This is a genomic window from Pantoea sp. X-Soil-OKNW-713 (assembly GCF_059730685.1).
Window position 1 is genome coordinate 2058097 of sequence record NZ_AP035995.1, and the last position, 26788, is coordinate 2084884.

23 protein-coding genes are annotated in these 26788 nt (G+C 57.8%); 15 read left to right on the forward strand and 8 right to left on the reverse strand.

What is annotated here, in order from left to right; translation table 11 throughout:
* Positions 1-27 precede the first annotated feature (27 nt).
* Together AC6I8R_RS09565 and AC6I8R_RS09570 are read left to right on the forward strand one after the other, a co-directional pair.
* Positions 28-786: an alpha/beta fold hydrolase gene (locus tag AC6I8R_RS09565; protein ID WP_497832169.1), complete on the forward strand. Its 759-nt coding sequence runs from the start codon at positions 28-30 to the stop codon at positions 784-786.
* Positions 787-806: 20 nt separating this feature from the next.
* Complete coding sequence (locus AC6I8R_RS09570; RefSeq protein WP_415174888.1) at positions 807-1994, forward strand: cytochrome c biogenesis protein DipZ; 1188 nt, start codon at positions 807-809, stop codon at positions 1992-1994.
* Positions 1995-2063: 69 nt separating this feature from the next.
* On the opposite strand, the gene AC6I8R_RS09575 is transcribed toward AC6I8R_RS09570, so the two are convergent.
* Positions 2064-3482: an aldehyde dehydrogenase family protein gene (locus AC6I8R_RS09575; RefSeq protein WP_497832170.1), complete on the reverse strand. Its 1419-nt coding sequence runs from the start codon at positions 3480-3482 to the stop codon at positions 2064-2066.
* Between the two features lie 108 nt (positions 3483-3590).
* On the opposite strand from AC6I8R_RS09575, the gene AC6I8R_RS09580 reads away from it, so the two are divergent.
* Positions 3591-4484, forward strand: a complete 894-nt coding sequence (locus tag AC6I8R_RS09580; protein WP_497832171.1) for a LysR family transcriptional regulator — start codon at positions 3591-3593, stop codon at positions 4482-4484.
* A 9-nt stretch (positions 4485-4493) separates the two neighbouring features.
* Here AC6I8R_RS09580 and AC6I8R_RS09585 read toward each other — a convergent pair whose 3' ends face one another.
* Genes AC6I8R_RS09585 through lplA form a run of 3 tightly spaced genes read right to left on the reverse strand, consistent with a single transcriptional unit; the run spans position 4494 to position 6469 of the window.
* Positions 4494-4955: an RES family NAD+ phosphorylase gene (locus AC6I8R_RS09585; RefSeq protein ID WP_036625260.1), complete on the reverse strand. Its 462-nt coding sequence runs from the start codon at positions 4953-4955 to the stop codon at positions 4494-4496.
* Complete coding sequence (locus AC6I8R_RS09590) at positions 4952-5395, reverse strand: Xre family toxin-antitoxin system antitoxin (protein ID WP_497832172.1); 444 nt, start codon at positions 5393-5395, stop codon at positions 4952-4954. The genes AC6I8R_RS09585 and AC6I8R_RS09590 overlap by 4 nt, the downstream gene beginning before the upstream one ends.
* A 57-nt stretch (positions 5396-5452) precedes the next feature.
* Positions 5453-6469, reverse strand: coding sequence for a lipoate--protein ligase (lplA, locus tag AC6I8R_RS09595; RefSeq protein ID WP_415174890.1), 1017 nt, complete (start codon positions 6467-6469; stop codon positions 5453-5455).
* Positions 6470-6713: 244 nt separating this feature from the next.
* Between lplA and AC6I8R_RS09600 the strand changes: the two genes are divergently transcribed.
* The gene (locus AC6I8R_RS09600) at positions 6714-7826 is read left to right on the forward strand and encodes a lactonase family protein (RefSeq protein ID WP_497832173.1); all 1113 of its coding nucleotides are present in this window, start codon (positions 6714-6716) and stop codon (positions 7824-7826) included.
* A 23-nt stretch (positions 7827-7849) separates the two neighbouring features.
* On the opposite strand, the gene AC6I8R_RS09605 is transcribed toward AC6I8R_RS09600, so the two are convergent.
* The 4 genes from AC6I8R_RS09605 to AC6I8R_RS09620 all read right to left on the reverse strand — a co-directional run bounded on the left by AC6I8R_RS09605 (position 7850) and on the right by AC6I8R_RS09620 (position 15123).
* A complete protein-coding gene (locus AC6I8R_RS09605; RefSeq protein ID WP_497832174.1) occupies positions 7850-8920 on the reverse strand; it encodes a nucleotidyl transferase AbiEii/AbiGii toxin family protein in 1071 nt (356 codons plus the stop codon).
* A complete protein-coding gene (locus AC6I8R_RS09610) occupies positions 8892-9503 on the reverse strand; it encodes a DUF6088 family protein (RefSeq protein ID WP_497832175.1) in 612 nt (203 codons plus the stop codon). The genes AC6I8R_RS09605 and AC6I8R_RS09610 overlap by 29 nt, the downstream gene beginning before the upstream one ends.
* 66 nt (positions 9504-9569) lie before the next feature.
* Entirely contained in the window at positions 9570-14138 is a 4569-nt protein-coding gene (locus AC6I8R_RS09615) for an ATP-dependent helicase (protein WP_497832176.1), read from the reverse strand.
* 148 nt (positions 14139-14286) lie between these two features.
* Positions 14287-15123 carry an IclR family transcriptional regulator gene (locus tag AC6I8R_RS09620; protein WP_021183292.1) on the reverse strand — a complete coding sequence of 279 codons (837 nt, stop codon included), beginning with the start codon at positions 15121-15123 and terminating at the stop codon, positions 14287-14289.
* Positions 15124-15448: 325 nt separating this feature from the next.
* Between AC6I8R_RS09620 and AC6I8R_RS09625 the strand changes: the two genes are divergently transcribed.
* The 11 genes from AC6I8R_RS09625 to araD all read left to right on the forward strand — a co-directional run bounded on the left by AC6I8R_RS09625 (position 15449) and on the right by araD (position 26786).
* Positions 15449-16975 (forward strand): sugar ABC transporter ATP-binding protein, encoded by a 1527-nt coding sequence (locus tag AC6I8R_RS09625; protein ID WP_497832177.1) that lies wholly within the window; start codon positions 15449-15451, stop codon positions 16973-16975.
* 22 nt (positions 16976-16997) lie between these two features.
* A complete protein-coding gene (locus AC6I8R_RS09630; RefSeq protein ID WP_021183289.1) occupies positions 16998-18098 on the forward strand; it encodes an ABC transporter permease in 1101 nt (366 codons plus the stop codon).
* Positions 18095-19195 (forward strand): ABC transporter substrate-binding protein, encoded by a 1101-nt coding sequence (locus AC6I8R_RS09635; protein ID WP_021183288.1) that lies wholly within the window; start codon positions 18095-18097, stop codon positions 19193-19195. The genes AC6I8R_RS09630 and AC6I8R_RS09635 overlap by 4 nt, the downstream gene beginning before the upstream one ends.
* On the forward strand, positions 19195-20022 hold the full coding sequence (locus AC6I8R_RS09640; protein WP_415174903.1) for an SMP-30/gluconolactonase/LRE family protein: 828 nt from the start codon (positions 19195-19197) through the stop codon (positions 20020-20022). Before AC6I8R_RS09635 ends, AC6I8R_RS09640 begins: the two co-directional genes overlap by 1 nt.
* A 299-nt stretch (positions 20023-20321) precedes the next feature.
* Positions 20322-21320 (forward strand): 3-dehydro-L-gulonate 2-dehydrogenase, encoded by a 999-nt coding sequence (yiaK, locus tag AC6I8R_RS09645; RefSeq protein WP_208725438.1) that lies wholly within the window; start codon positions 20322-20324, stop codon positions 21318-21320.
* Between the two features lie 14 nt (positions 21321-21334).
* The gene (locus AC6I8R_RS09650; protein ID WP_021183285.1) at positions 21335-21811 is read left to right on the forward strand and encodes a NanQ anomerase/TabA/YiaL family protein; all 477 of its coding nucleotides are present in this window, start codon (positions 21335-21337) and stop codon (positions 21809-21811) included.
* Positions 21808-23103 (forward strand): MFS transporter, encoded by a 1296-nt coding sequence (locus AC6I8R_RS09655; protein ID WP_021183284.1) that lies wholly within the window; start codon positions 21808-21810, stop codon positions 23101-23103. Before AC6I8R_RS09650 ends, AC6I8R_RS09655 begins: the two co-directional genes overlap by 4 nt.
* Entirely contained in the window at positions 23100-24581 is a 1482-nt protein-coding gene (locus AC6I8R_RS09660) for an FGGY-family carbohydrate kinase (protein ID WP_497832178.1), read from the forward strand. The genes AC6I8R_RS09655 and AC6I8R_RS09660 overlap by 4 nt, the downstream gene beginning before the upstream one ends.
* Positions 24578-25234, forward strand: a complete 657-nt coding sequence (ulaD, locus tag AC6I8R_RS09665) for a 3-keto-L-gulonate-6-phosphate decarboxylase UlaD (protein ID WP_208725440.1) — start codon at positions 24578-24580, stop codon at positions 25232-25234. Before AC6I8R_RS09660 ends, ulaD begins: the two co-directional genes overlap by 4 nt.
* Positions 25231-26091 carry an L-ribulose-5-phosphate 3-epimerase gene (locus AC6I8R_RS09670; protein ID WP_021183281.1) on the forward strand — a complete coding sequence of 287 codons (861 nt, stop codon included), beginning with the start codon at positions 25231-25233 and terminating at the stop codon, positions 26089-26091. The genes ulaD and AC6I8R_RS09670 overlap by 4 nt, the downstream gene beginning before the upstream one ends.
* Positions 26088-26786: an L-ribulose-5-phosphate 4-epimerase gene (araD, locus tag AC6I8R_RS09675; RefSeq protein ID WP_021183280.1), complete on the forward strand. Its 699-nt coding sequence runs from the start codon at positions 26088-26090 to the stop codon at positions 26784-26786. The genes AC6I8R_RS09670 and araD overlap by 4 nt, the downstream gene beginning before the upstream one ends.
* Positions 26787-26788: the final 2 nt, after the last annotated feature.

Sequence of the window (26788 nt, forward strand, 5' to 3'; positions counted from 1 at the left end):
CACTCAATCATGTTCACGAGGTTTCTGATGAAAAAGTTCCTGTTTAGTACACTCGCCGCCGTTATCCTCTCTTCATCCTGGTCGGCGCTGGCTGCGCCGGTTGACACCGTGGTGTTGGTACACGGTGCGTTCGCCGATGGCAGCAGTTGGAATCAGGTGATCCCGCAACTGCAATCCCATCATCTCAAGGTGATCTCCGTTCAGCTGCCGCTGACCTCATTACAAGATGATGTGGCCGCAACCCGGCGTGCGATAGCGCGTGCGCCGGGTAATGTGGTGCTGGTGGGGCATTCATGGGGCGGTACGGTGATTACCGAAGCCGGGAACGATGCACGCGTCAAAGGTTTGGTATATATCGCAGCCTTCGCGCCAAACGCCGGGCAATCCACCGGTGAGCTGGCAGGGAGTTACCCACCTCCGGCGGGTAGCGCGGATATCGCCAAAACGCCGGACGGTTTCCTCTATTTGCCTGCCGCCACGGTGGCGAAGGACTTTGCCGAAGATAGCCCGGCGGCCCGGCAGAAAACCCTGACGGTGACACAAGGACCGATCCGCGCAGCGGCTTTTGGTGACAAAGTCAGCCAGGCTGCCTGGACGCAAAAACCGAGCTGGTTTCTGGTTAGTACCCAGGATCGCATGATCAACCCGGATCTGGAACGGGCGATGGCACAGCACATTCACGCCCATACCCGCAGCGTGGCCGCCAGTCATACCTCAATGTTGAGCCATCCCACCAGCGTCGCGCAGATCATCACCCAAGCGGTCGATGGCAGTAACGCCCAATAACCCACAGGGGGAAAAAACCTATGTCATTCATTATTGCGTTTCTCGCCGGGATGTTGACGTTGCTGAGTCCCTGTACGTTGCCGGTGATCCCGTTGGTGTTTGCCAGCGTGCGCGGTAAAAAAGGTCAGATGGTCGCTCTGCTGGTGGGGATGGTGTTGGTCTTCACCGTCGTGTCTCTGCTGATTTCGGTCGCCAGTAGCTGGGTGGTGCAGGTGACGCAAGCGGGGCGCTGGCTGGCGTTGTTATTCCTGGCACTGACGGCGATCACGCTGCTTTCGACGCGGGCGGCCCAGGTAATCACCGCACCCTTGACGCAGTTGGGTAACCGTATCAATGACGCCAGCAATCGACGTAGCGGCCTCGCCGCAGCGCTGCTGGCGGGGTTGGCGATTGGCATGTTGTGGTCGCCCTGCGCCGGGCCGGTGCTGGGGGCGATTCTCAGCCTGGCGATCACCGCTAAAGATCCCCTCTCCGTTGGCTCGCTGCTGATTGCCTATGGCAGCGGTTGTGCACTGATGCTGGCGCTGCTGTGGTTTGCCGGGCGGGGATTGCTGGCCCGTCTGCGTCCGGGGTTGGCGGTAATGACACGTTTACGTCAGGGGGCGGGCGTGTTGATGTTGGCTTCGGTGGCGTTACTGGCCAGCGGCAGGCAGGGCGTTTTACAGGCAGGTCCGCAGCTGGCGCAAAATCTTGAACAGCGCTTAAGCCACTTCCTGCCGGCCAGCGCCCCCAAAATCACCCCGGTGCCGGTGGTCGAGCAGACACACAGCGGCTTCCCTGGGCTGGAGGGGGGAACCTCCTGGTTCAACAGCGCGCCGCTCAATCGTGCCGATCTGAAAGGTAAAGTGGTGTTGATTGATTTCTGGACCTATGACTGCATCAATTGTCAGCATACGCTGCCGCATGTGCGTGACTGGGCGAAGAAATACCAGGCGGAGGGATTGACGGTCATTGGCGTTCACACGCCAGAGTATCCGTGGGAACGCGACCCGGCGGCGGTGGCACGCGCCATCAAGCAGTGGGGATTACCGTATCCGGTGGTGGCCGATAATAACTACGCCATCTGGAATCGTTTCGGCAATATGTACTGGCCTGCACATTACATTTTCGATGCTCATGGTCAGTTGCGTTACACCGCGTTTGGCGAAGGTGATTACGCCGGGCAGGAAAAGGTGATTCAGCAACTGTTGCAGGAGGCAAAAGCCTGACGTAGCAGCGCGATTTATCGCGCTGCTACGTGCGCGGGGCGGTAAAAACCCGCGCGATAAATCGCGCCGCTACGCGACAGTGAGCGCGCGCGATTCCAGAAATGCGGTGATCCCCGCTTGTCCCATCTCGCGTCCGATACCCGAACAACGAAATCCACCAAAGGGCGCACGGGGTTCATGTGTCAGGGTATTGATCATCACGCGTCCCGCCAGAATCTGCTCACCAATCTGGCGGGCATGGTTTTCATCTGCGCCGATCACCAACGCCGAAAGGCCATATTGGGTATCGTTGGCAATGGCGATCGCTTCCTGCTCATCACGGTAAGTCAGCATGCACAGCACCGGACCGAAGATCTCGTCGCGTGCAATCGTCATCTCATTGCTGACATCGCTGAATAAGGTGGGTTTGACATACCAGCCCTCACGCAGAGCCTCTGGTCGTCCGACGCCCCCGGTCAGCAAACGGGCACCCTGTTGCACGCCGATATCAATGTAGCGCTGGACCCGCTCCCATTGGCGCTGGTTAATCATCGGGCCGATGGTGGTCGCGGCATCTGCCGGAGGCCCCGAACGCTGGCGCTGCACGGCAGCGGTCAGTTCATGTTCAAACTCCGCTTTCCGATGTTCCGGCACCAGAATTCGCGTACCGGCAATACAGGCTTGCCCGCTGTTGATAAAGCCGGCCTGCACCGCCAGCTCGGCGGCATGGCGGGCATCAGCATCAGGTAAAATCAGGGTGGGGGATTTTCCACCCAGTTCCAGCGTGACCCGTTTAAAGCTGTCGGCTGCGCTGCGCAAAATGGCTTTACCTGTCTCGGTCGAACCGGTAAAGGAAATTTTCGCCACATCAGCTCTGGTACTGATGGCGTGGCCCACGCTGGCACCGCGTCCGGTGACGATATTGAATACGCCAGACGGCAATCCGGCGCGATCTAACGCCCTGGTCACCACGTCGGTTTGCCAGATGCTGAACTCGCTCGGTTTAATCACCGTGGTACAACCGGCGGCAATGGCGGTCGCCAGTTTATGGCAGATAAATCCGGCGTTGCTGTTCCACGGCGTGATCAACCCCGCCACCCCCAGTGGCAGCATTTGTACCGTGGCGCGACCCGCCTGCTGCACAAAGGGGTAGGTGCGCAACTCGGTCATCACCTGTTGCACGACGTCCGCTGGATAGCGCGCCATCCACTGCGAACGCGAAGCAGGGGCGCCATATTCTTCGCGGATCGCCTCGTGCAACGCCTCTTCGCTTTGTTGCAGAACCTCGACCATATTGGCCAGCAACGCCAGGCGATCTGCGACGCTAAGGCGAGAAAAATCGGCAAAGGCAGCTTTGGCCGCCGCAATCGCTTGTAATGCATCGTTTTCATCTGCCAACCGGGCTTTGCCGATAACGCTACCGTCAGCAGGTTTGATAATATCCAGCCACTCGGTGCCCGTCGGTGTGACGAAGCGGCCATTGATATAGATGTGTTCGAATGAGCGCATCAGGGGTTTCTCCTTGTCAGGCGGGTGTGCAGAGCAAGTTAGCACGCGGGCTCTGGCGCTATAATCCGCCTAACCCTGCAAAGGGTATTGCGTCTGACGGAATAATCGATGAATCGAACCGGTATCAGTGAACTTGAAATTGTGCTGGCAGTGGCGCGGCGTGGCAGTTTTAGCGGCGCAGCCAGTGAGCTGGAGATCTCGCCTTCGGCGGTGACCAATGCTGTCGCGGCGCTGGAAAAGCGCCTTGGGGTGCGGCTGTTTAATCGCACTACGCGCAGCGTCGGGTTAACCGAGGCCGGGCGGCGTTTTACGCAGAAAATCGCTCCGGCGGTGGAGATGATCCGCAGCGCATCTGAAGAAGTTGCCAGCCAGCCCGCCGATCCCGCCGGGACGTTGCGTATCAATGTGCCGCCGGAAAGTTGTGCGCTGTGGTATGACGACATTCTGCTGCCGTTTCTCGCGCGCTATCCACGTATTCGCGCGGAGATCCACAGTCAGAAGGAGAAAGTGGATATTGTGGCGGCGGGTTATGACGCGGGTATCCGGCTGGCGGATGATATCCCGGCGGATATGATCGCGGTGAAGCTGACGCCACCGTTGCAGATGATTCTGGTCGCGTCCCCCGACTATATTTCCCGCTGTGGCGCACCGGAGCAGCCGCAGGCGTTGAGCGATCATCCTTGCATCTGCATGCGTATGGCGGATGGCAGCATTTATCGCTGGGAACTGAGCCAGCAGCAGCGTCGCTATAAGGTTCAGGTCGAGCCGCAGTTGGTGGTGAATGATCTGGCTTCGGCGCAGAAAGCGGTCACCGGGGGATTGGGCATTGCCTGTCTGCCGCAGCGACATGTCGTAGCGGATATACAGGCTGGCAGGTTGGTGCGCTTAATGCCGGAGTGGCAGGTTAATCTTGGCGAACTATGTCTTTATTATCCGGGCCACCGCCTGGTGCCACCGGCGTTGAAGGCGCTCACCGGCTTTGTCCGGGAGAGGTTTACGTAGCGGCGCGATTTATCGCGCAAAACGTTGATCGAAACGGAAGGGGATCTCCACCGCATTTTTAATCAGCGGCGCAAATTGCGGATGCTCGGGGTTGAGCAGGTAATTAAACTCAACCGGCGATAAGGCGCTGGGCACACGTAACGCAACAGATGCCTGGCTGTCGATCCAAAAATCACCAAACTCACGCAACGCAGCGGGGGCCTGCGCGGCCGCCCAGTCCTGCGGTAATTGCGCCGCATCAACCCATTGAATTAAATCGTCTGGCACCTCAATGCTTAACAGGGTGAAGAAATCGAGAATGCTGGCGCTTTGCAGGTGGATAAGGGTTTCCAGCATGGTGAGGGAGGCGGTTTCGGAAGCGTACACCATCGATACGCCGATGCTGTTCCAGCGACCGCCACCTTCCCTGGCACCGTAGCCGCTCCACGCCGAGCTGAGAAAACGCGTTTTCGTCATCCGATATAACTTCACGAATAGACACCGTGCTCAAGGCGGGTGATCAGTTTCAGCACTTCATAAGCGCCGGTTTCGGAAGAGACTAAATCGCCGGGTTTTTGATTACCGAGGGCGCGCGCAGGCTCGTTCAACCATTGCAGCGCCTTTTCTCTGTCGCCTTCAAACAGTTCCACGGCGCGATCCATAACGCGAATAAAACGCACCAGACGTTCGCTCTGCTCCGCAGTAAAACGGTTTTTTAGCCCACGGGTAAAGGTGGTGCCGGGGATGCCGGTCATATGGCGCAGATCAGCCTGCGTAATACGCGCCCATGACACGATACGGCTGGCGACGGAACCCTCGAGACCGGCATCAATCTGGCCCATCAATAGCACGCCATCGGCACTGTTTAACCCGGCGAACTGCCACAAACGCTCTGGCGTTACAGGGGTGGCCGGGAGAGTGAATTGTTTCATTGTGCACCTCCATTTGGTGAGTCAATTATAACCATATGGTGATGGAGTGCAATGTACTCAACGCAGGCTGGCGAGCAACCATTGCCCCAACTGCGCCAGTTCGGCCTGCTGTTGTGGATATTCGCGTTCCAGACGCGTCAGTTGCGCGGCAACGGCTTCCGGGCGGTATATTACGCCGCTTAAACGTGCTGCCAGCGTTTCCAGCGGTGCCGGATTCAGGCTATCGGTAAAGATCTGGCAACGGCTGATGCTGCCGCGCTCAATGTCAAAATGGATCTCCACGCCGCCCCAGCTAAAACGTTGATCGAGTAGATGGGAGAAATCCGGTGCCTGGCCGAAATTCCACTCCCAACTGCTTTGTTTGGCAAATTGTTCGGCAAAACCGGGCAAATCAGGCAAGGCTTCAGGGGAGATAAATTCAGGCTGGCACTGATCCTGATAGTACGCGAACCACGACTGCGTGACCGCGTCACAAATTTTTGCATAACTGATATCCGGCATCAGTTCGATCAGATTTGCCACGCGTGAGCGCACGGAGCTAATCCCTTTGGCCTGCAATTTTTTGATGTCAGGATTGAGATAATCCGCCAGCCGTGACAGATCTGCGTTCATCAGGAAAGTACCGTGATGGAAACCACGATCGGGTGTTTCGCGGTAGGCTGAGCCGGAAATCTTGCGCACATCGCCCGCCACATTGACCACGATATCATTACGACCCGAAGCCTCTGCGCTGATGCCAAGACTCGCCAGCGCGTGCAGGATAATCGCGGTCGAGACGCTTTTATCATATTCCGGTTTGCCAGCCATAAAGGTAAAGCAGCAGTTACCCAAATCGTGAAACACCGCGCCACCGCCACTGCTGCGGCGCGCCAGCTTGATGTGATCTTCCGCCATGCGCCGGGTGTTGCACTCTTTCCACGGATTCTGCGCACGCCCAATCACAATGGTTTCCGCGTTTTGCCAGAGAAACAACACGCGCTGGGTGGTGGGCATCTGGCGGAAAATACAATCTTCCACCGCAAGGTTAAACCAGGGGTCGTTTGATTGGGACACTAACAAGCGCAAACTCGTCATACCGGACTCCGTTTCCATCATCAATGCGCCTGATGTTAAGCCATCCGCCACCAGTGAGCCAGTGCACAATCCTGGATTAAACTTTTTGCGCTAAAAAACACTAACCCATTGAAATGGTGTGCCCTTTGTCAGGATGCCCAAAGCGCGTCGGGCAATCACACATTACCCGGCGGCTTAATGCCGCCTATATCTGTAGGCGGTGAAGCAGCCTGCCTGGGGTTGCTCCTGAATCGCGGAGATAATAATGAAAATAGCTCTACGTCTGGCGTTGCTTACGGCGCTGACTTTTAGTGCGCCATTGCTGGCGCAAACCTTTGTTTATGTATCCGAAGCCAGTGACGGCAACATTGCCCGTTACAGTCTGAATGAGAAAACCGGCGCGCTGACCTTACTCGGGCAAACCTCCGCAGGGGGGAAAGTGATGCCGATGGTGCTGAGCGCCGATCATCATCGCTTGTATGCCGCGATCCGCAGCCAGCCCTTAAGGTTGATGAGCTGGACGATTGATGCGCAAAACGGCGATTTATTGCAGGCCAACGAAACCCCGGCCGCAGCCAGTTATCCCTATATCAGTACCGACAGTCAGGGGCGTTTTCTGTTGGGTTCTTCCTATGATGGCGATGTGGTGCACGTTTATCGTCTGGCCGCTGACGGCAAGGTTATTGCACCGCCGGTGGCTGCGTATAAAACCGGCCATGCCGCGCACTCGGTGATTAGCGATGCAACCGGCCGTTCAGTTTATGTTGGCAACCTCGGGACCGACCGGGTGTTACAACTCAATCTTACCCCGGACGGCAGCCTGACGCCGATTGGCAGCGGTTTTGTTGCAACGGAAGCCGAGAATGGTGCGCGTCATTCCGTCATGTCGCCGGATAACCGTTATCTGTACAACATTGGTGAGATGGGCGGCATCATTACGCAATTTCAGCGCCAGCCCAACGGCGCGTTGAAAAAAATCGCCGAGTGGCCCAACGCTGTGGCAGCGCAATATCATCTGCAACATGGTCGTGAGCGCCTGGCCGATTACAACGATCCCACGCCGCGTATCTGGTCGGCGGATATCCGTATCACCCCGAATGGTCGTTTCTTGTATGTGACCGAACGCACCAGTAGCACGGTAACGGGTTATCGCGTCAATAAGCAGGATGGCAAATTAACCTTAATCGGCAGCTGGCCGGTGGAAAAACAGCCGCGCGGCATTGCGATTTCGCCCGATGGACGCTGGTTGATTGCCAGCGGAGAGAAAAGCAACGTCACCGGCAGCTACGCCATTAATCGACGCAGTGGGGTGCTCAAACGCGTTGGCAGCGCACCCGCTGGTGGCGATGCGAACTGGGTGACGGTGGTGAGTTACTGAAAACGTTAATCATTAGCAAGGCGCTAAAATGTGTGCCTTGCTGATGATATGCTTTGATTGGCAACGGTTTCCAGGGTTTGTAAGCGATCGATAATGATGTCAAAGGCCAGGTCTGCGCCATAAAACATTCCGGCAGCCTGCATAGCTTTATAATCGCGCGCCAGTGCACTCAGCATTTCCTTTTCAGGTAATAATCTTATCCCTCCAGATAAGCAGGCATCGTAATTGCTGAACCCACTGTAAAAGAACGTTTTCTTAATCTGCACAACATCCAGCAACAGTGACAAATCGTTCAAAGCACAATGACCAGTTTTATGTGAGGCCAGTTGTGCCAGGTCATACCAATGTCGTGAAAGACGGTGGGCATTTTCCCTGATGTTTGGACGATGGCATTCGGCATGAATGAGCGTGACTTTTTCCCAGAACGTTCTCATCGGGGACAAGACGGAGATACGGGCGACAGGAAAAATCATGTCGGGTAAATAAGATGCAATATCAGCGGTAATCGTTAGTTTATCCTGAGGGAGCACCGCATTACGTCCACCAAATTCAATCAGAATATGAGGGCGCAGGTAGGTACTACTGTGATTAACTGCGCTGGGATAAAAGATGCGCAATTCTTCGCCATTTGTACTCACCTCAAGGTTGATACTTTTACCTGGGTGAGATCGCTTCAAGGAGGTTTGCAGGGCGGGAGCTAACGCAGTTGCAATATGTTCGGCAAGTCTGTGTTTTAAAGTATCAGACAACTTTTCACGTTTACTGCGGGAAAGCGTTTGAAGCGCTATCTCTTCATCCAACAAGCTGCGGTAATCAATGGTGACATCAATATCTTCGGAAAAACGCTCAATGGCCTGGTAGACCTTCGAAAGAGAGGTTCCGCCCTTGAAAGCCATAGGCTTACGACACGGCAAATCAAAGAGCAGGGTTAATACTTCACACAACCATATGTCTTTTTCGAGAATCTCAGCCCGACGGCCTGTCTGTGCAGAGAGGGCATTGAGAATGTCTGCCTGATCGGCCAGTTCCAGATGTAGAAAGTGAAATTGCGTTGCTGAAGCGACCCTATGATTTATAACTTCCTTGTTTTTCATACTGATTTAGTGCCTCGATCATCCAAAATGGCATCGCTGATTTTGCATTGCAAAGCGCCTGAAACTCTTCCACGGGGAGTCTCTCTTTGATGCAGGCAATGGTTTCCTGTGAAACCTGGTGTCGTCCCAGATACCACAATGCCGAGAGCGCCTGTCCAGCCAGACGTCCTGCCAGCACCAATTTTCGCGCGGCAACATGTTGTAAACGCAGGGTCATTTTACCCAATTGAATATTGCGCGTTGTACCGCTGGTATAAAACACCGGTTGTACCGGCATTTGGGTGGTGAAGCCAAAGCGTCTTGCGGCTTCTGCGCCATGGATCTCAATTTGGGCACCCTCTACTTTGGCTACCGTTCTGGCGACCACTTCTGCGGAAGGCATAACTTTTAATCCAAAACGGTTGATTCGGGGAACGAGGTAAAGCCCATGACCAATTCGCTCAATATGGCCGGATTTGCAGAAACGAGTAAGCGCTTGATCGATAGATGCACGGGAACCCACTTCGGCAAACAGTGAGGGAGTGAAAGGTTCCCCGGTTGGTTGTGCCGCAATCAGCTCTCTGATTGCCTGAGTTGTGGACATGGTGACCTCCGTTTGTCAGATATTTTATGAAAAAATCTGACATTCAACAAGTTCAGGTTATCGATTTCACCCATACCAACTGTACCCCCGTGGGACGCGAGAAAAGCCGGCTTCTTTCAGCGCGCCAAGCAGCGGGGATTGTCCGGCGGGCTGATCGTCAACACGTTCCAGGGTAAAGCTGAGGTGTTTTTCCCGTCGAAGGGCTACGCCCAGTGCCAGCACTGCGGCATGTTGTTCATCGAAGGTGGCGTTGGTGGCAAACGTCATCAGTTCCTTACCGCCTTGCGGCAGATACAACAACACGCGACCAGCGGCGATCACCACCAGTGCGCCTTGACGGCGGGTGGGGCGATTTCCGGCCAGGCTGAGCGGCCACGGCAATTGCACACCGAAGGGGTTAGCGGGATCGAGCACCGCCAGCGCTACCGGGGTCCCCACCTGACGTGGGCTATTGGCGAGTTGGCGCAGGCGATCAATCACCCTGTGGTCAGCGAACTGGGCGGCCCCCATGCCTGCGACAAAGCGGCCACGCAGCAAACGGCCGCTATCTTCCAGGCCACGCAACACCGGTTGCAATGCCGGAAAACCGCCGGGTACCTGCTCGGCGATAGCCGCGCCGCGACTGACGACAGCAAAGCGGTCGAGCATATTTTCCGTCAGTGCCAGGGCGCGCTCGGTGTCGGCCAGCGTCGGGCGCGCCAGTAACGACCAGCGGCCTGCCATGCTATTGAGGCCGGGACCGCTGGCAACGAGGCGGGTTGGGGCAGCATACCCCCGATGTCCATGACGATGGCGGTGGGTACGTGGTCGCGGTGTGCTGGCATGACCGGTAACGCTGCGTAAGGCTGACCAGGTGTCGGTGGTGAGATAACCGCGCCAGGCCAGATCCCACATGGCCTGGTAAATCAGGGTGGGATCGCCTACCTCAGACGTGAGGCGCGGGACCAGTTGGCGCACAAACCAACCGCTCCCATCCTGTAACAGCGTCAGGATCTGTTGTTGCAACGGCGTCAGGGCGACGTTTTGCCCTTGATCCGCGGGTGGCAAGGTTTCGGCGGCATACTCGCTCAGATGCAGTGACACCATCCCTTCTGCGGCTGCTGCGGTACGCTGTCCATGCCAGACCACTTCGCCACTGGAGAGCAGTTCGTCCAGCATCGCAGGCTGATAATCGCGGACCCGCGCCGGGAGGATCTGCGTTTCCCACAGCGCGGCAGGCAGGGCAATTCCCGCTAACTGTTCAATCACCCGCACCACGCCGTTGACGCCACTCAACGCCCCCTGAGCCTCACGCGCGCTGGCATCGCTGATGACTCCCTGACGCTCCAGCAGCAGGGTGACATAGACCGCCGGATCAACCGGTTTCGTGGCCTCACGCGCCGCCTGGAGCGAGCGCAGGCGCAGGCGACGGAACACATTTTCCGCCACCCACTGCGGTTCATCATCGTCAGCAGTGGTGAAGTCACCTTTCATCAGTTTGCCCTGCTGACGTAATTCTTCCAGCGCATCGGTCACCACGGCGATACCAAGGCCGAAGTGACGTGCGAGGTCTTTGCCGGTGAATAACGCGTGGGTACGGGCATAGCGCTGGAGCAAATCATATAACGGACGTGTCACGGGCTGGAGCAAGGCTGGCGGCAGTGTATCCGGCACGCGGCATCCCAGCGCATCACGCAGACGCGAGGCATCTTCTGCCAGCGCCCAGCGTGTCTCACCGGCAATGCTGACGCAAAAGATGCGCTGTGCCTGTTGCAAAGCCTGCAAACCATCACTTAACGCCTCATCGCCGCTGTAGCGCAGCGCCAGTTCTGCTTGGGTTAACGGACCGACCTCGCGCAGCAGGTCTGACAACGCTTCGATACTGTTGGCGTGATAGCTGGCGGGCAGGTGCTGTAACTCTTGTTCCACCCGCGCCACCATGTCAGCATCGAGCAGCTCACGCATATCCACTTCACCGAGCAGCCGCTTCAGCAGTTCGCTGTCCAGTGCCAGCATCGATGCGCGTTTCTCCGCCTGGGGAGCATCGCTGGCATACATAAATTCCGCCACATAACCGAACAACAGCGGTGCTGCAAAAGGTGAAGGGGATTCGGTGGTGACGTCTGCCAGCTGGATCTCTCCCTGTTGCAGACGTGCCATCAGATGGTGCAGGGCAGGAAGATCATAAACATCCTGCAAACATTCTCGGGCGGTTTCGATCAGGATGGGAAAATCATCGAACTGGCGGGCGACTTCCAGTAACTGCCCGGCACGCAGTCGCTGCTGCCATAACGGCGAGCGTTTGCCCGGATTGCGGCGTGGCAGCAGCAGGGCGCGGGCGGCACACTCGCGGAAGCGGGCGGCGAACAGCGCCGACTGACCGACCGACTGGCTCACCACCCGTTGCAGTTCATCCGGCTCAAACAGGAACAATTCAGCGCCAGGTACGCGACCGTCGCTATCGGGAAAGCGGGCGACGATACCGTCATCACTGGCCACCACGGCGGGATCGATGCCCATGATCCGGGTGATCCGCTCAGCCACCGCCAGCGCCCAGGGGGCATGGACGCGTTGACCATAGGGTGAATGCAGGATGACACGCCAGTCGCCGGTTTCATCCCGACAACGCTCAATCAGCAGCGTGCGGTCGGTGGGGAGCACGCCGGTCGCCTGGCGCTGCTCGGCGATCAGCGTCTGGATATTATGACGGGCATGGTCATCCAGGGTGTCGGCTATGGGGGCACCCTGATCAACCTCGCGCAGATAGCGCCCAATGGCTTCACCTAATGCGGCAGAACGCCCCACACCTTCGCCATGCCAGAATGGCAGACGCGCCGAACGCCCCGGTGCTGGCACCACCACCACCTGATCGTGGGTGATTTGCTGGATACGCCAGGAGGTAGCGCCGAGGGTAATAATGTCGTTCACCCGCGATTCATACACCATCTCCTCATCCAGTTCCCCGACTCGCCGCGCGCCAGTTTGTTCTTCTCCTTCCGGCAGCATCACGCTAAACATGCCACGGTCCGGGATGGTGCCGCCGCTGGTGACAGCCAGATGCTGCGCACCGGGGCGGCCACTCAGGGTGTGATTATGTCGATCCCAGATAATGCGCGGGCGCAGATTGGCGAATTCGTCTGAGGGGTAACGTCCGGCCAGCATATCCAGCACCGCTTCGAACGCGGCGCGTGGCAACGAGCGGAACGGATCGGCGCGCCGTACCAGGGCAAACCAGTCATCAAGCTGCAACGTCTCCATCGCGGCGGCAGCGACAGTCTGCTGGGCCAGGATGTCGAGCGGATTGTGAGGCGGGGCGATAGCATCCAGGTCGCCTGCCAGCATCGCTTCAACCGTGACGGCGGTATCCAGCAAATCACGCCGGGTACGGGGCCAGAATATTCCTTTGGGCGTGCCGCCCACCTGATGTCCGGCACGTCCGACACGTTGCAGAGCGCTGGCGACCGACAGTGGCGCACCCACCTGAATCACCAGATCGATATCGCCCATATCGATACCCAGTTCGAGGCTGGAGGTCGCCACTACGCAACGAAGTTCACCGGCTTTCAGGGCGGATTCAATCTCCAGGCGCTGCTCCTTTGACACCGAACCGTGGTGCGAGCGGGCGATCAGGTTGTCCTGCGTCTGCGTGCGTTTTTCCGTGCCGCCGGTAAAGGAACCGTAATCAAAGGAGGCTTCCGGTGCGGTCGGCTGCTCACCCAACTGGCGGGCGTAGCGTTCATTCAGGCGCGCGGTGAGTTTCTCTGCCAGCCCGCGCGAGTTGGTGAACACCAGCGTGGCGCGGTGGCGCAGCACTTCGTCAAGAATGCCCGCTTCAATATGCGGCCAGATCGACCCGGCGGCGAGCGTGGCATCCTGCGCAGCCTGGCAGTCCGGACGTTGCTGGATGTCAGTCATATCCGCCACCGGAACGGTGATGGTCAGTTGCAGTGGACGCTTCGCCGCCGGATTGACCACCAGGGTTTCGCCCACCCCTCCGAGAAAACGCGCCACGGCCTCGGGGGGACGTACGGTCGCGGATAACCCAATCCGCTGCGCCGGTTGCGCCAGCAATGCATCGAGTCGTTCCAGACTGAGCGCCAGATGCGAGCCGCGTTTGCTGCCCGCTACCGCATGGACTTCATCGACGATCACCGTGGATATTCCCCGCAGCGTTTCGCGCGCTTTGGAGGTCAGCATCAGAAACAGGGACTCAGGCGTGGTGATCAGGATATCCGGCGGGCGGCGTTGCAACTGCGCCCGCTCAGCGCTGCGTGTATCGCCAGAACGCATCCCCACCTGCACGGTGATTTCCATTTCATCCTGCTGGCGGCGTTGTGCCTCCACCCCCGCCAGCGGCAATTGCAGGTTGCGCTGCACATCGGCGGCCAGCGCCTTCACCGGCGAGATATACAGAATGCGGGTTTTATGACTGCGGGCAACCGCATCTGTCTGGCTACGCTCACGAAATAGCGCATCGATGGCATGCAGAAAGGCCGCCAGCGTTTTACCCGATCCGGTTGGTGCAATCACCAGGCAATTTTTACCACTGGCGATGGCCTGCCAGGCTTCCGCCTGAACGGGGGTGGGGGCAGCAAAAGTGGCTCGGAACCATGCCTGCGTAGCGGGTAAGAAATGCTGGAGAGCTGCGTCTGACATCCGATTTCCCTGATTTCACTAAGGTGCGTTTTGCAGTGTAGCGAAAGCGAGCTCGTATGCTGACGTAGCGGCGCGATTTATCGCGCGCTTTTGACCTTTGTGGGGTAAAACTTGCGTGATAAATCGCGCCGTTACGGTACGGATTTTTTTACGGTAAGGTACACGCCTTTTGCGGCACCACGTATCCCAGCTCTTCCGAAATCGCACGGGCGGTGGCGACCACCGGACCCATCAGTTTTTTCACCCCAATCTGTTGCATCTTGGCGGTGGGCAGTGAAATCGACACCGCATAAGGCACCCGTTGCTGAATATCAAACACCGGCGCGGCGATGCAGGAAACACCCAGTTCATTCTCTTCGCGATCCATTGCCGTCTGCTGCTGACGAATGGACTTCAGTTCTTCCAGCATCTCCGGGAGCGTAGTGATGGTGTTTTTGGTCAACTGTTGAATGCTGTCCTGATGGCTTTGCCAGTAATGCGCCGGATATTCTTCGCTGCCCCAGGCCATAAAAATCTTCCCCATCGCCGAACAATACAGCGGCATATGCTGGCCGATATAGGCACGGGTGCGCATCATCCCGGTGGTGGGTTCCAGTTTATAAATCAGGATCACATGATCATCTTCGCGGCTGGAGAAGTTGACCGTTTCGCCCACTTCCAGATTCAGTTTCTCCAGATGCGGGGCAGCGACATGGATGATGTTGAGGGAGGAGAGGGCCTTCTGTCCGACAGAAATAAACTTAGTGGTCAGGCGGTAACTGCCAGGCGAGGGTGCCTGCGTGACATAACCGCTGCTGTGCAAACCCTGCAACAGGCGATGCACGGTACTTTTGTTCATCCCGGACAACTCAGAAAGATGGGCCAACGGGCAACCGTTCGGGTAGTTGCTCAGTAATTCAATCAGTTGCAGCCCACGAAACAAGCTCTGCGTCCCCAGTGGCTTGTCACTCTTCTCTTCCTTCGCTTTCGCTACTTTAACCACCATCCACGCTTCCTCTTAGTTTTCCCACTCCGATAAAAGAGCAGTCGCCAGATGTTAACCCATGCACTTCAGCCTGGGAATCCTTCGCCAGGTTTAGTGTGACTTTCGGCGAAAATCCACCCCTTACCGAAGTGAGCGATGCATCACAAATCCGCAACACGAATTATAACTATATGTTTATTAATGAAATTTATCCTCGCTACTTCTTTGCTTTTCCTGCGCACCAGGAATAGTATTTTTTGGAATCGTATTTCGTATGTTGAAATTTAGCGGTGTTTTGATGCTGTCGCCGCTGTTAATGCTCACCAGGAGTTTGCAGGAGGCGGTAATGCAGCATAGCCCGGGTACACCGGTTCTTACTCTGAGCCATATCACCAAACGCTTTGGCGGTAATCCCGCCGTTAATGATGTCAGTCTTGAGGTTTTTCCCGGCGAGGTGGTTGCCCTGCTGGGAGAAAACGGTGCCGGAAAATCCACGCTGATCAAAGTGCTGGCCGGAGTGTATAGCCGGGATGAGGGCGATATCCGCTTTCACGACGCCAGCATCGCGTCGGCCGCCAGTCTGAAAACCGCCACCCGGCAGCCAATCGCCTTTATTCATCAGGATCTCGGGCTGATTGAATGGATGACGGTGGCGGAAAATATGGCGCTGGTGATGGGTTTTACCCGTCGTCTCGGCTTGATCGACTGGCGGGCGGTGCGCGAGCGTTCGCGTGCAGCCCTGAACGATGTCGGCATCATGCTGGACCCGGATGCCCGCGTGTTTGAACTGTCGCGCACCGAGAAATCCCTGCTGGCGATTGCGCGCGCAGTGGCGGTCAACGCCGAAGTGCTGGTGCTGGATGAACCTACCGCCTCGTTACCCGCCAACGATGTGCGTCACCTGTTCGACGTCATCAACCGACTGAAAAGTCGCAAAGTTGGCATGATTTACGTCACCCACCGCCTTGATGAAGTGATTGAGATTGCCGACCGCATCTGTGTGATGCGTGATGGTAAACGCGTTGCAGAAGGCAACACTGCCGATTATCAACTGCACGATCTGGTGGAGATGATTGTTGGGGAGGCGCTGGAAGGGAATCAACGGCAACCGCTACCGGCTGCGAGCAAACCGGTGCTGGTGTTGGATCAACTCTGCATTGATGAAGTCGGGCCGGTCAGCTTCAGCCTGCAACCGGGCGAAATGCTGGCGCTGGCTGGCTTACGCGGTGCCGGGCAAGAGGAAATTGGCCGCCTGCTGTTTGGTTTGCGTCAGGCCACCGCCGGGACGCTGCGCTTCCGTGACCAGGCGTATCAGCCACAGACGCCCCAACAGGCGATGGCGGCTGGCGTGTCGCTGGTGGCGGGGGATCGCACCGGCGAGAGCCTGGTGATGTCGATGAGCGTGCGTGAAAACCTGTTTCTTAATCCCTGCGCCAGTGGTCATCGGCTTTTGTCACGCTATGGACGGCGTGCCGAAATCGGTGCCAGCTGGTGGAAAGTTCAGTTATTCGATGTGCGTCCGAAAGACGTCAATCTCGACATCAGCGCCTTATCGGGCGGCAACCAGCAGAAGGTGGTGATGGCGCGCTGGATGCATCTCAATGCGCCGCTGCTGATTCTGGAAGACCCTACCGCAGGCGTCGATGTGGGCGCGCGCGAAGAAATCTATCACCTGCTGAATAAAGCGCTGACCGAGGGCGTGGCGGTACTGGTGATATCCAATGACCTCGAAGAGATCGCCCATATCTGCAACCGCGCGCTGGTGTTTAACCGTGGTCAGGTGGTCGGCGAATTAAAAAATGAACAGGTTACCTTTGCCGGTTTGCTGGAGCTGGCCTCTGCCAGCAGCGCTGCCCCATTAACCACCGTCTGAAAAGGAAGGCAGGAGAAAAATTATGTCAAAAACATCCGTCAAATCCACCGCGCTGGAGCAGCGGGTCAGCCTTGCGCAACATGGCTTTGCCCCCTGGTCGATGCAGATAATGACCCGCTACGGCCTGTTGCTGTTATGTGTGGTGTTAACCCTGTTGTTCTCGGCGTTGTCACCGTCGTTTGCCACCATGCTGACCTTACAGGCGATCCTCGCCAGTAAAGCCAAGATTGCGCTGCTGGCGCTGGCGGCGACCTTGCCAATGATTGTCGGCAAGATCGACCTGAACGTCGGTTTCGGCATTGTGCTGTGGCATATCCTCGCCATTACCCTTCAGGTGGAGTACGGCTTCTCGTGGCAGATGGCGGTGCTGACGGTGCTGGTGATCTCGGCGCTCTACGGGTTACTGAACGGCATCCTGGTAGCGTTAGCGGATATTGACAGCTTTGTCGCCACCCTCGGCTCCGGCACCGTGCTGTACGCCGTGGCGCTGTGGCACTCCGGTGGTCGGCAAATTGTTGGCGATCTGCCGGATGCCTTTAGCGCGCTGCATCATACCGAGTTGTTCGGCATTCCCATCGGCGCGTTTTATGTGTTGATCGTTGCGCTGGTGCTGTGGCTCGTCACCGAACATACCCCGTTGGGCCGTTGCATGTATGCGGTAGGTGGCAACCCCACTGCCGCGCGCCTCAACGGCATTGCGGTGAATAAATACATCATCGGGACCTTTATCGCCTCCAGCGTGTTGACCGGTTTCAGCGGCGTGCTGATTGCGGCTGAACAGGGCGTGGGTCAGGCCAGCGTCGGGATGGATTATCTGTTGCCAGCGCTGGTGGGGGCTTTCCTCGGTAGCACCACCATTCGTCCGGGACGGGTGAACATCTGGGGCACCGTGGTGGGTATCGCCATCCTCGCCATCGGTATTGCCGGGATCCAACAATTTGGCGGCGACTTCTGGGTCGAACCGTTATTTAACGGCGCGACCTTGTTGCTGTCGATTACGCTTGCCGGTTACGCCCAGCGTCGCCGCCTGCTGAACCAAAAAGCCGTGGTGCGCAGTCAGAGCGCACCGACCTCTGCACCTGACCATAAACAAAAAACCATCACACCAGGGAATTCATTATGAAAAATCAGGCATTGAGTCTTACCTTGGCCGCTTTGCTGGTGGCCTCCGCCTCCGCGCAGGCTGACAGCTACCTGGATCAGGCGACCGCTGCCGTGGCAAAGGCCACCGCCAGTTCGAGCACCTGGGATGGGCCGACCACCGGCCCCAAACTGCAACCGAACAAAAAAATCATCTTTATCGCCTCTGATATGAAAAACGGTGGGGTGCAGGGGGTGCAGCAAGGGCTGAGTGAAGCGGCGAAGGTCGCGGGATGGAAACTGGAAACCCTGGATGGTGGCGGTTCGGTGAAAGACCAGCTCGCGGCGCTGAATCAGGCAATTGCCCAGCGCCCGGATGGCATCGTGATTGGTGGGTGGAACCCGAACGTGGCAAAAATCCCGCTGAAGAAAGCCAAAGAACAAAAGATCGTGCTGATGGCCTGGCATGCTGAACCGCAGCCGGGACCGATTGCAAAATATGGCGTGACGGACAATATCACCTCCGATTCCAATGATGTGGCGCGGCTGGCGGCGCAATATGCCGTGGTGAAATCCGGTGGTAAGGCGCAGGTGTTGATCTTCACCGACTCGCTGTACCAAATCGCGCTGGACAAGGCCAACACCATGAAGCAGGAGATTGAGAAGTGCAGCGGCTGCAAGGTGGTGGAATTTATCGATACGCCGCTGGCGGATACCGCCAACCGTATGCCTTCCATGACCTTCAGCCTGTTGCAGAAATACGGCGATCATTTCCAGTACGCGCTGTCGATCAACGATCTCTATTTTGACTTTATGGCTCCGTCGCTCAAAACCGCAGGTAAAGGAGGCAGCAATGCGCCTTTCAATATTTCTGCCGGTGACGGTTCCATCTCGGCTTTCCAGCGTATCCGTAACAGCGACAGCCAGATCGCCACGGTAGCTGAGCCGCTCAAGCTGCACGGCTGGCAATTGCTGGATGAGTTCAACCGCGCCTTTGCCGGTCAACCTTCCTCTGGCTATGTAACGCCGGCGCATCTGATCACCAAAGACAATATCGCCAACGACGGCGGCCCGGAAAACAACTACGACCCGGCGAACAACTATCAGGGACACTACAAAACCATCTGGGGCGTACAGTGATGCAGCCGGAAAAACTCTGTTCACCCGCCATCTGGGCCGAAGGCCCGGTATGGCTGCCGCAGCAGGATGCGGTGGTGTTTAGCGATGTCAAAGGCAACCGGATGTTCCGCTGGCAGCGCAACGGTGAGTTGAGCCTGTGGCGCGCCAACGCCAACTATGCCAACGGTAACGCGCGTGACCTTGAGGGGCGAGTGGTGAGTTGTGAACATGGTCGCCGCGCCATCAGCCGTACCGAGCACGACGGTAGCGTGACGCTGTTGATTGATAAGGTCGAGGGCAAACGCTTTAACTCACCGAATGATGTGGTGGTACGTTCCGATGGCACCCTGTGGTTCACCGATCCGCCGTACGGGATTGTCAACGATGAGGAGGGGTATCACGCCCACAGCCAGGTGATCGGTTGTTATCTCTACTGCTTCGATCCGGCCAGCGGGCAGCTCAGTATCGCCGCCAGCGATCTGCAACGTCCCAACGGCCTGGCGTTTTCGCCCGATGAAAGCCTGCTGTACGTGGCCGATATGTCGGTGGTGGATTTCCCCACGCTGGGGCGTCGCCAATTGCGCGTCTACAAGGTGGATGGTCGCGAGTTGGTGGCTGGGCAATTCTTTGCCGAGGTGGCACCGGGTTTTCCTGACGGCTTCTGTGTCGCGGCGAACGGCGATATCTACTGTAGCTGTGCCGACGGCGTGATCATCTTCGACAGCAGCGGTCAGACGCGCGGCAAAATTGCGTTACCGGAGCGGGTATCGAACTGTACGCTGGGCGGCCCGCAGGGTGACGAGCTGTATATCACCGCCACCACGTCGTTGTATCGGGTGCGTTTGTAACACCCTCGCGTAATACCAGACATCCCCGTAGCTGCGCGATTTATCGCGCGATAAATCGCGCAGCTACGAATGGGTGAAAATGTCGGGGCAGGATCGTCTGTCCCGGCTTCCCCACGTCTGAAATCTGGCCGATTTGCGGCCGATCACAAAAGTCGATCAAAGTTTTATTTGATTGATTTTAAACGATAAATTTTCCATCCATTTCTTTGACTCCTCTTTGCTTTCGCCATACGATTTATTTGGAATGACATTCCAACATATGAAATTTAAAGCGTAGCGCTGGGGAGACAGTAGCCGTTATGAGAATCAGCTATCAGCAGTTATATGAAGAATTCCTGCGCGTCTTGCTGAGTCGCAAGGTGCCGGAGGAGAAGGCCACCGCGTGTGCCGCCATGTTTGCCGAAACCAGCCTGAATGGTGTCTATTCCCACGGCGTGAACCGTTTTCCCCGTTTTATTCAGCAACTGGATGCCGGACATATCGTGCCGGAGGCCACGGCCAATAAAGTGTTGTCACTGGGTGCTATCGAGCAGTGGGATGCGCACCGCGCCATCGGCAACATTACCGCGCGCAGCATGATGGATCGCGCCATCGAACTGGCGACCGATCACGGCATCGGCCTGGTTGCCTTGCGTAATGCTAACCACTGGATGCGCGGCGGCAGCTACGGCTGGCAAGCGGCAGAGAAGGGCTATGTTGGCATCTGCTGGACCAACTCGATTGCGGTGATGCCGCCGTGGGGGGCGAAAAACTGTGCCATCGGCACCAACCCGCTGATTGTTGCGGTACCGGGTGAACCTATCACTATGGTGGATATGTCGATGTCGATGTTTTCCTACGGCATGTTGGAAGTGAATCGCCTGGCGGGCAAAACCCTGCCGGTGGATGGCGGTTTTGATAACGACGGCAACTACACCCGCGATCCCGCCACCATCGAAAACAACCGTCGCATCTTACCTATGGGTTACTGGAAAGGCTCCGCGTTGTCGGTGGTGCTGGATATGCTCGCCACGCTGCTCTCCAACGGCGCGTCGGTGACCGAGGTGACCGAAGATAACGGTGACGAATTTGGAATCTCGCAAGTATTTATCGCTATCGATGTCGATCGCCTGATTGACGGCGCCACCCGCGACCACAAACTGCAACGCATTCGCGCCTCGATTACCGGTGCCGAACGTGCCGACAGTCAACAGGCGGTACGCCTGCCGGGTGAGCGCTTCCCGGTGCTACGGGCGGAAAACCTGCGTCTCGGCATCCCGGTGGATGAGCGTGTCTGGACGCGTATCCAGGCGTTGTAACGGAGGATAACCCCATGATTACCGGACATATCGCCAACACCGATGCACGCCACTATCCGCCCGCTATCGCCCGCGCCATTGCGTATCTGGCCGGTCACGATCTGGCAACGATGGCCGCCGGACGCCATGTTGACAGCGCCACCGGTTGGCAGGTGCAGGTACTGGATCTGCAAACCGCACCGGCTGAGGAAAACTATCCTGAAGCGCACCGCCACCATATCGATGTGCAATATCTGGTGTCGGGGGCGGAGGTGATTGGCGTGGCGAATCAACCCGCCAGCCTGGCGGTGCACCAGCCGTACAACCCCGAACGCGACATTATTTTTTACCAGCACGCAGCGGATGAAACTCTGATTCGCATGGTGCCAGGCACCTTTGCGGTGTTCTTCCCGCAGGATATTCACCGACCCAACTGCGCACCGGATCTGCCGGGTGCGATCCGCAAAGTGGTGGTGAAGATCCCGACAACCGCGCTGGAGGAGGTCGCATGAGTCTGACATCAACCGCACTGACGCGTGAAGGCGTTCCGGCACTGCGCTGGCTGCGCATCATCCCGCCGATTTTGATCACCTGCATCATCTCCTACATGGATCGCGTCAATATCGCGTTTGCCATGCCGGGCGGGATGGATGCAGAGCTGGGCATCAGCGCTTCGATGGCTGGGTTAGCCGGTGGCATTTTCTTTATTGGTTATCTGTTCCTGCAAGTACCGGGCGGCAAGCTGGCGGTGTACGGCAACGGCAAACGTTTTATTGGCTGGTCGTTGCTGGCATGGGCGGTGATCTCGATCCTCACCGGGTTAGCCACCAGCCAGTATCAGTTGCTGGCGCTGCGCTTTGCCCTCGGCGTCGCGGAAGGCGGCATGTTGCCGGTGGTGCTGACGATGATCGGCAACTGGTTCCCGGATAAAGAGCGTGGTCGCGCCAACGCCATCGTCATTATGTTCGTGCCGATCGCTGGGATTATCACCGCACCGCTGTCAGGTTGGATCATCACCAACTGGGACTGGCGCATGCTGTTCTTTGTTGAAGGGGTGCTGTCGGTATTTGTCATGGCCTTGTGGCTGTTCACCATCAGCAACCGCCCGCAGGAAGCGCGCTGGATTTCACCCGCCGAGAAGCAGTATCTGATCAAGACCCTGCACGATGAACAACTGATGATTAAAGGTCAGAACACGCGCAAAGCCTCGCTGAGCCGGGTGATGCGTGAGCCGGTGATGTGGCGTCTGATCCTGGTGAACTTCTTCTACCAGACCGGGATTTATGGCTACACCCTGTGGCTGCCGACCATCCTCAAAGGGCTGACCAACGGTAATGCCGAGAAGGTAGGGATGCTGGCGATTCTGCCGTATGTCGGGGCGATTTTTGGCATGTTCCTGTTCTCGGCGCTGTCCGATGCCAGCGGTCGTCGCAAGATTTTCGTGGCGCTGCCGCTGGCCGGGTTTGCCCTGTGCATGGCGCTGTCGGTGCTGCTGAAAGCACACATCTGGTGGTCGTATGCCGCCCTGGTGGGTTGCGGCGTGTTTATCCAGTCGGCGGCTGGCGTGTTCTGGAGCATTCCGCCACGCCTGTTTAACGCTGAGGTCGCCGGTGGTGCGCGCGGTCTGATCAATGCGCTGGGTAATCTCGGAGGGTTCTGCGGTCCGTATATGGTGGGCGTTCTGATTGCGGAGTACAGCAAGGATGCCGGGGTTTACAGCCTGGCGATCTCGCTGGCGATTGCTTCGCTGCTGGCACTGACGTTACCGGCGCGCTGCGACTCCGCCAAAGGGGAGGCCGCATGAAGAGTTGGTTAGGGCTGGACTGCGGCGGCACCTTTATTAAAGCCGGGTTATATGACGCTCAGGGGCGCGAGCTGGCGGTGGCACGACAAAACCTGCCGGTGCTGGTGCCACAGCCGGGCTGGGCGGAACGCGACATGACCCAGTTGTGGCAACAGGCGGCGGCGGTGATCCGCGAAGTGCTGCACCAAAGCGGGCAACAGGCGGCGCAGGTGGCGGGTGTCGGGATCTCTGCTCAGGGCAAGGGGCTATTTCTGCTGGATAAGCAGGGCCAGCCGCTGGGTAATGGCATCCTCTCCTCGGATCGTCGCGCGCTGACGCTGGTGCAGCAGTGGCAGCGTGACGGTATGCCACAACAACTCTATCCGCAAACGCGGCAGACGTTGTGGACCGGCCATCCGGTGTCGTTGCTGCGCTGGATCAAACAACATGAGCCACAGCGTTACGCGGCAATTGGCAGCGTACTGATGGCTCATGATTACCTGCGCTTCTGCCTGACCGGTGCGCTGGCCTGTGAAGAAACCAATATCTCCGAATCCAATTTGTATGACATGCAAAGCGGCGGCTGGTCGGCGGCGTTGGCTGAAATCTTAGCGATCAGCGAAATCGTCCCGGCCTTACCACCGATTATCGGCCCGACCGAGGTGGCCGGGTATGTCACCGCGCAGGCTGCGGCCTTGTGTGGACTGCGGGAAGGCACGCCGGTGGTTGGCGGGTTGTTTGATGTGGTGTCGACGGCCCTGTGCGCCGGATTGCATGACGCGACCCGCCTGAACGCGGTAATGGGGACCTGGTCCGTCACCAGCGGCATTACCGACCGCATCATCGCTGAGGCCGATTACCCGTTTGTCTATGGCCGTTATGCTATCGACGATCAGTTCATCATCCATGATGCCAGCCCGACTTCCGCTGCCAACCTTGAGTGGTTCTGCCAACAGTGGGGCATCGAAGATTATCAGCAACTGAACGACTGGGTGGCTGGTCTGCCAGCGGCCAGCAGTTCGCTGTTGTTCCTGCCTTTCCTCTACGGCTGCAACGCCGGGACCGACCTGCACGGCAGTTTCTTTGGTATGCAGGCGGGGCACACCCGCGCGCATCTGGTGCAGGCGATCTATGAAGGCGTGGTGTTCTCGCATCTGACCCATCTCAACCGGATGCGTCAGCGTTTCCCGCAGGCCAGCGCGTTGCGTCTGAGCGGCGGGCCGACCCGTTCTGCCCCCTGGATGCAGATGCTGGCCGATGCCAGTGGTTTGCCGGTTGAGGTGCCGCAAATTGCCGAAAGTGGCTGCCTGGGCGCGGCGCTGGTCGCGCTCACCGGCACCGGTGCCTATGCCTCGCTGCAACAGGCGCAGCAGGCGCTGAATCCCGACATCGTCACCTGGCAACCCGATGACACCCGGCACGCCCGTTATCAGCAGAAATATCAACGTTATCAGCAACTGGTCAATGCGCTGGCGGCTGCACAAGGAGTTAACCCATGAGCCTTCCTTTGCTCCAGCTGGCGCTGGACCACACTGACCTCGATGCCGCGCTGAGTACCGCGCAGCAACTCCATCAGGAGGTCGACATCATCGAGGCAGGCACCATTTTGTGTTTCAGCGCCGGGATTGAAGCGGTACGCCGCCTGCGTCAGCAGCACCCGGCGAAAACCCTGGTGGCCGATTTTAAAGTCGCCGATGCCGGTGCCACCCTGGCCCGCATGGCGTTTGACGCCGGAGCCAACTGGATGACGGTGATCTGCGCTGCGCCGCTGGCGACCTTTGCCACCGCACTGGACGTGGCGCGCAGCTATCAGGGCGATATCCAGATCGAGCTGTTTGGTCACTGGACGCTGGAAGATGCCCGCCAGTGGCGCAGCCTCGGTCTGACGCAGGCCATCTACCATCGCGGGCGTGATGCGCAGGCCAGCGGTCAACAATGGAGCCAGCAGGACCTGGCGGCGATGCAGGCGCTATCCGATATGGGGTTTGCCCTGTCGATCACCGGCGGTATCACCCCGGAAGAACTGCCGCAGTTCCGCAATATCGACGTCAAGGCGTTTATCGCCGGACGCGCATTGAGTGACAGTGTCACCGGCATTGCCACTGCTAACCAATTTCATCAGGCCATTGCCAACATCTGGGGAACCGCATGAAACGCCAGCATCCACTGGGAATTTATGAAAAAGCACTGCCGGCCCATCTCACCTGGCCAGAGCGACTGGCCCTGGCGAAAGCCTGTGGTTTCGATTTTGTCGAGATGTCCGTCGATGAGACTGATGAGCGTCTGTCCAGGCTGGACTGGAGTAAAGAACAGCGCCTGTCTCTGGTCAACGCGATGATTGAAACCGGCGTCAGCATTCCGTCGATGTGCCTGTCCGGCCATCGCCGCTTTCCGTTCGGTAGCCATGATGCGCAGACACGTCAGCGCGCCGATGACCTGATGGATCGGGCGATTCAACTGGCGAAGGATGTTGGCATCCGCACCATCCAGTTGGCGGGTTATGACGTCTACTACGAACCGCACGATGAAGGCACGGTGGCGCGTTTTGCGGCGGGGTTGTCCCGCGCGGTGGAGCGTGCCGCAGCCGCACAGGTGATGCTGGCGGTGGAGATTATGGACACCGAATTTATCAACGCCATCAGCAAATGGAAGGTGTGGGAGCAGCAACAGGCGTCGCCGTGGTTCTCCGTCTATCCCGATGTTGGCAACCTCAGCGCCTGGGGCAATGACGTTGCCGCCGAACTGACGCTCGGTATTGATCGCATTGCCGCTATCCATCTGAAAGACACCCAACCGGTCACCGCCAGCTCGCCGGGGCAGTTCCGCGATGTGCCTTTTGGTCAGGGCTGCGTCGATTTTGTCAGCGTGTTCCGCACCCTGAAGCAGCTGAATTATCGCGGGGCGTTTCTGATTGAGATGTGGACCGAAAAAGCCGAGGAGCCGGTGGCGGAGATTGTGCAGGCACGGCGCTGGATTGAACAAAAAATGCAGGAAGGGGGATTATTGTGAGCGTATTAACCTTGAAACAACAGGTACTGGAAGCCAACCTGGCGTTGCCACGCCATCATCTGGTTACCTTTACCTGGGGCAATGTCAGCGCCATCGATCGCGCCAGTGGTCTGGTGGCGATCAAACCCTCCGGCGTGGAGTACGACGGCATGACGGTGGAGGATATCGTGGTGCTGGAGCTGGAAAGCGGGCGTATCGTGGAGGGCAGCAAAAAACCCTCATCGGATACCGCCACCCATTTGGCGCTCTATCGCGCATTTGCCGACATTGGCGGCATTGTGCATACCCATTCGCGTCATGCCACCATCTGGTCACAGGCCGGGCAGGATTTACCCGCCTGGGGCACCACCCATGCCGATTACTTCTATGGCACCATCCCCTGTACCCGGCTGATGACCGAGCAGGAGATCGTCAATGACTACGAATACAACACCGGACAGGTGATTATTGAAACCTTCCGCACCCGCGGCATCAGTCCGACGGCGATTCCGGCGGTATTGGTCAATGCCCACGGTCCCTTTGCCTGGGGCAAAGATGCCGACAACGCGGTGCATAACGCCGTGGTGCTGGAAGAGATTGCCTATATGGGAATTTTTTCGCGCCAGCTAACGCCGGGGATCAAAAGTATGCAGCAGGATCTGCTGGATAAACATTTTCTCAGAAAGCACGGCGCGAATGCCTATTATGGGCAGTAACT

Excerpts from the sequence above, each read along its gene's own strand:
- AC6I8R_RS09565 (WP_497832169.1), top strand. The coding sequence starts at position 28 with ATGAAAAAGTTCCTGTTTAGTACACTCGCCGCCGTTATCCTCTCTTCA.
- AC6I8R_RS09570 (WP_415174888.1), top strand. The coding sequence starts at position 807 with ATGTCATTCATTATTGCGTTTCTCGCCGGGATGTTGACGTTGCTGAGT.
- AC6I8R_RS09575 (WP_497832170.1), bottom strand. The coding sequence starts at position 3,482 with ATGCGCTCATTCGAACACATCTATATCAATGGCCGCTTCGTCACACCG.
- AC6I8R_RS09580 (WP_497832171.1), top strand. The coding sequence starts at position 3,591 with ATGAATCGAACCGGTATCAGTGAACTTGAAATTGTGCTGGCAGTGGCG.
- AC6I8R_RS09590 (WP_497832172.1), bottom strand. The coding sequence starts at position 5,395 with ATGAAACAATTCACTCTCCCGGCCACCCCTGTAACGCCAGAGCGTTTG.
- lplA (WP_415174890.1), bottom strand. The coding sequence starts at position 6,469 with ATGACGAGTTTGCGCTTGTTAGTGTCCCAATCAAACGACCCCTGGTTT.
- AC6I8R_RS09600 (WP_497832173.1), top strand. The coding sequence starts at position 6,714 with ATGAAAATAGCTCTACGTCTGGCGTTGCTTACGGCGCTGACTTTTAGT.
- AC6I8R_RS09605 (WP_497832174.1), bottom strand. The coding sequence starts at position 8,920 with ATGAAAAACAAGGAAGTTATAAATCATAGGGTCGCTTCAGCAACGCAA.
- AC6I8R_RS09610 (WP_497832175.1), bottom strand. The coding sequence starts at position 9,503 with ATGTCCACAACTCAGGCAATCAGAGAGCTGATTGCGGCACAACCAACC.
- AC6I8R_RS09615 (WP_497832176.1), bottom strand. The coding sequence starts at position 14,138 with ATGTCAGACGCAGCTCTCCAGCATTTCTTACCCGCTACGCAGGCATGG.
- AC6I8R_RS09620 (WP_021183292.1), bottom strand. The coding sequence starts at position 15,123 with ATGGTGGTTAAAGTAGCGAAAGCGAAGGAAGAGAAGAGTGACAAGCCA.
- AC6I8R_RS09625 (WP_497832177.1), top strand. The coding sequence starts at position 15,449 with ATGCAGCATAGCCCGGGTACACCGGTTCTTACTCTGAGCCATATCACC.
- AC6I8R_RS09630 (WP_021183289.1), top strand. The coding sequence starts at position 16,998 with ATGTCAAAAACATCCGTCAAATCCACCGCGCTGGAGCAGCGGGTCAGC.
- AC6I8R_RS09635 (WP_021183288.1), top strand. The coding sequence starts at position 18,095 with ATGAAAAATCAGGCATTGAGTCTTACCTTGGCCGCTTTGCTGGTGGCC.
- AC6I8R_RS09640 (WP_415174903.1), top strand. The coding sequence starts at position 19,195 with ATGCAGCCGGAAAAACTCTGTTCACCCGCCATCTGGGCCGAAGGCCCG.
- yiaK (WP_208725438.1), top strand. The coding sequence starts at position 20,322 with ATGAGAATCAGCTATCAGCAGTTATATGAAGAATTCCTGCGCGTCTTG.
- AC6I8R_RS09650 (WP_021183285.1), top strand. The coding sequence starts at position 21,335 with ATGATTACCGGACATATCGCCAACACCGATGCACGCCACTATCCGCCC.
- AC6I8R_RS09655 (WP_021183284.1), top strand. The coding sequence starts at position 21,808 with ATGAGTCTGACATCAACCGCACTGACGCGTGAAGGCGTTCCGGCACTG.
- AC6I8R_RS09660 (WP_497832178.1), top strand. The coding sequence starts at position 23,100 with ATGAAGAGTTGGTTAGGGCTGGACTGCGGCGGCACCTTTATTAAAGCC.
- ulaD (WP_208725440.1), top strand. The coding sequence starts at position 24,578 with ATGAGCCTTCCTTTGCTCCAGCTGGCGCTGGACCACACTGACCTCGAT.
- AC6I8R_RS09670 (WP_021183281.1), top strand. The coding sequence starts at position 25,231 with ATGAAACGCCAGCATCCACTGGGAATTTATGAAAAAGCACTGCCGGCC.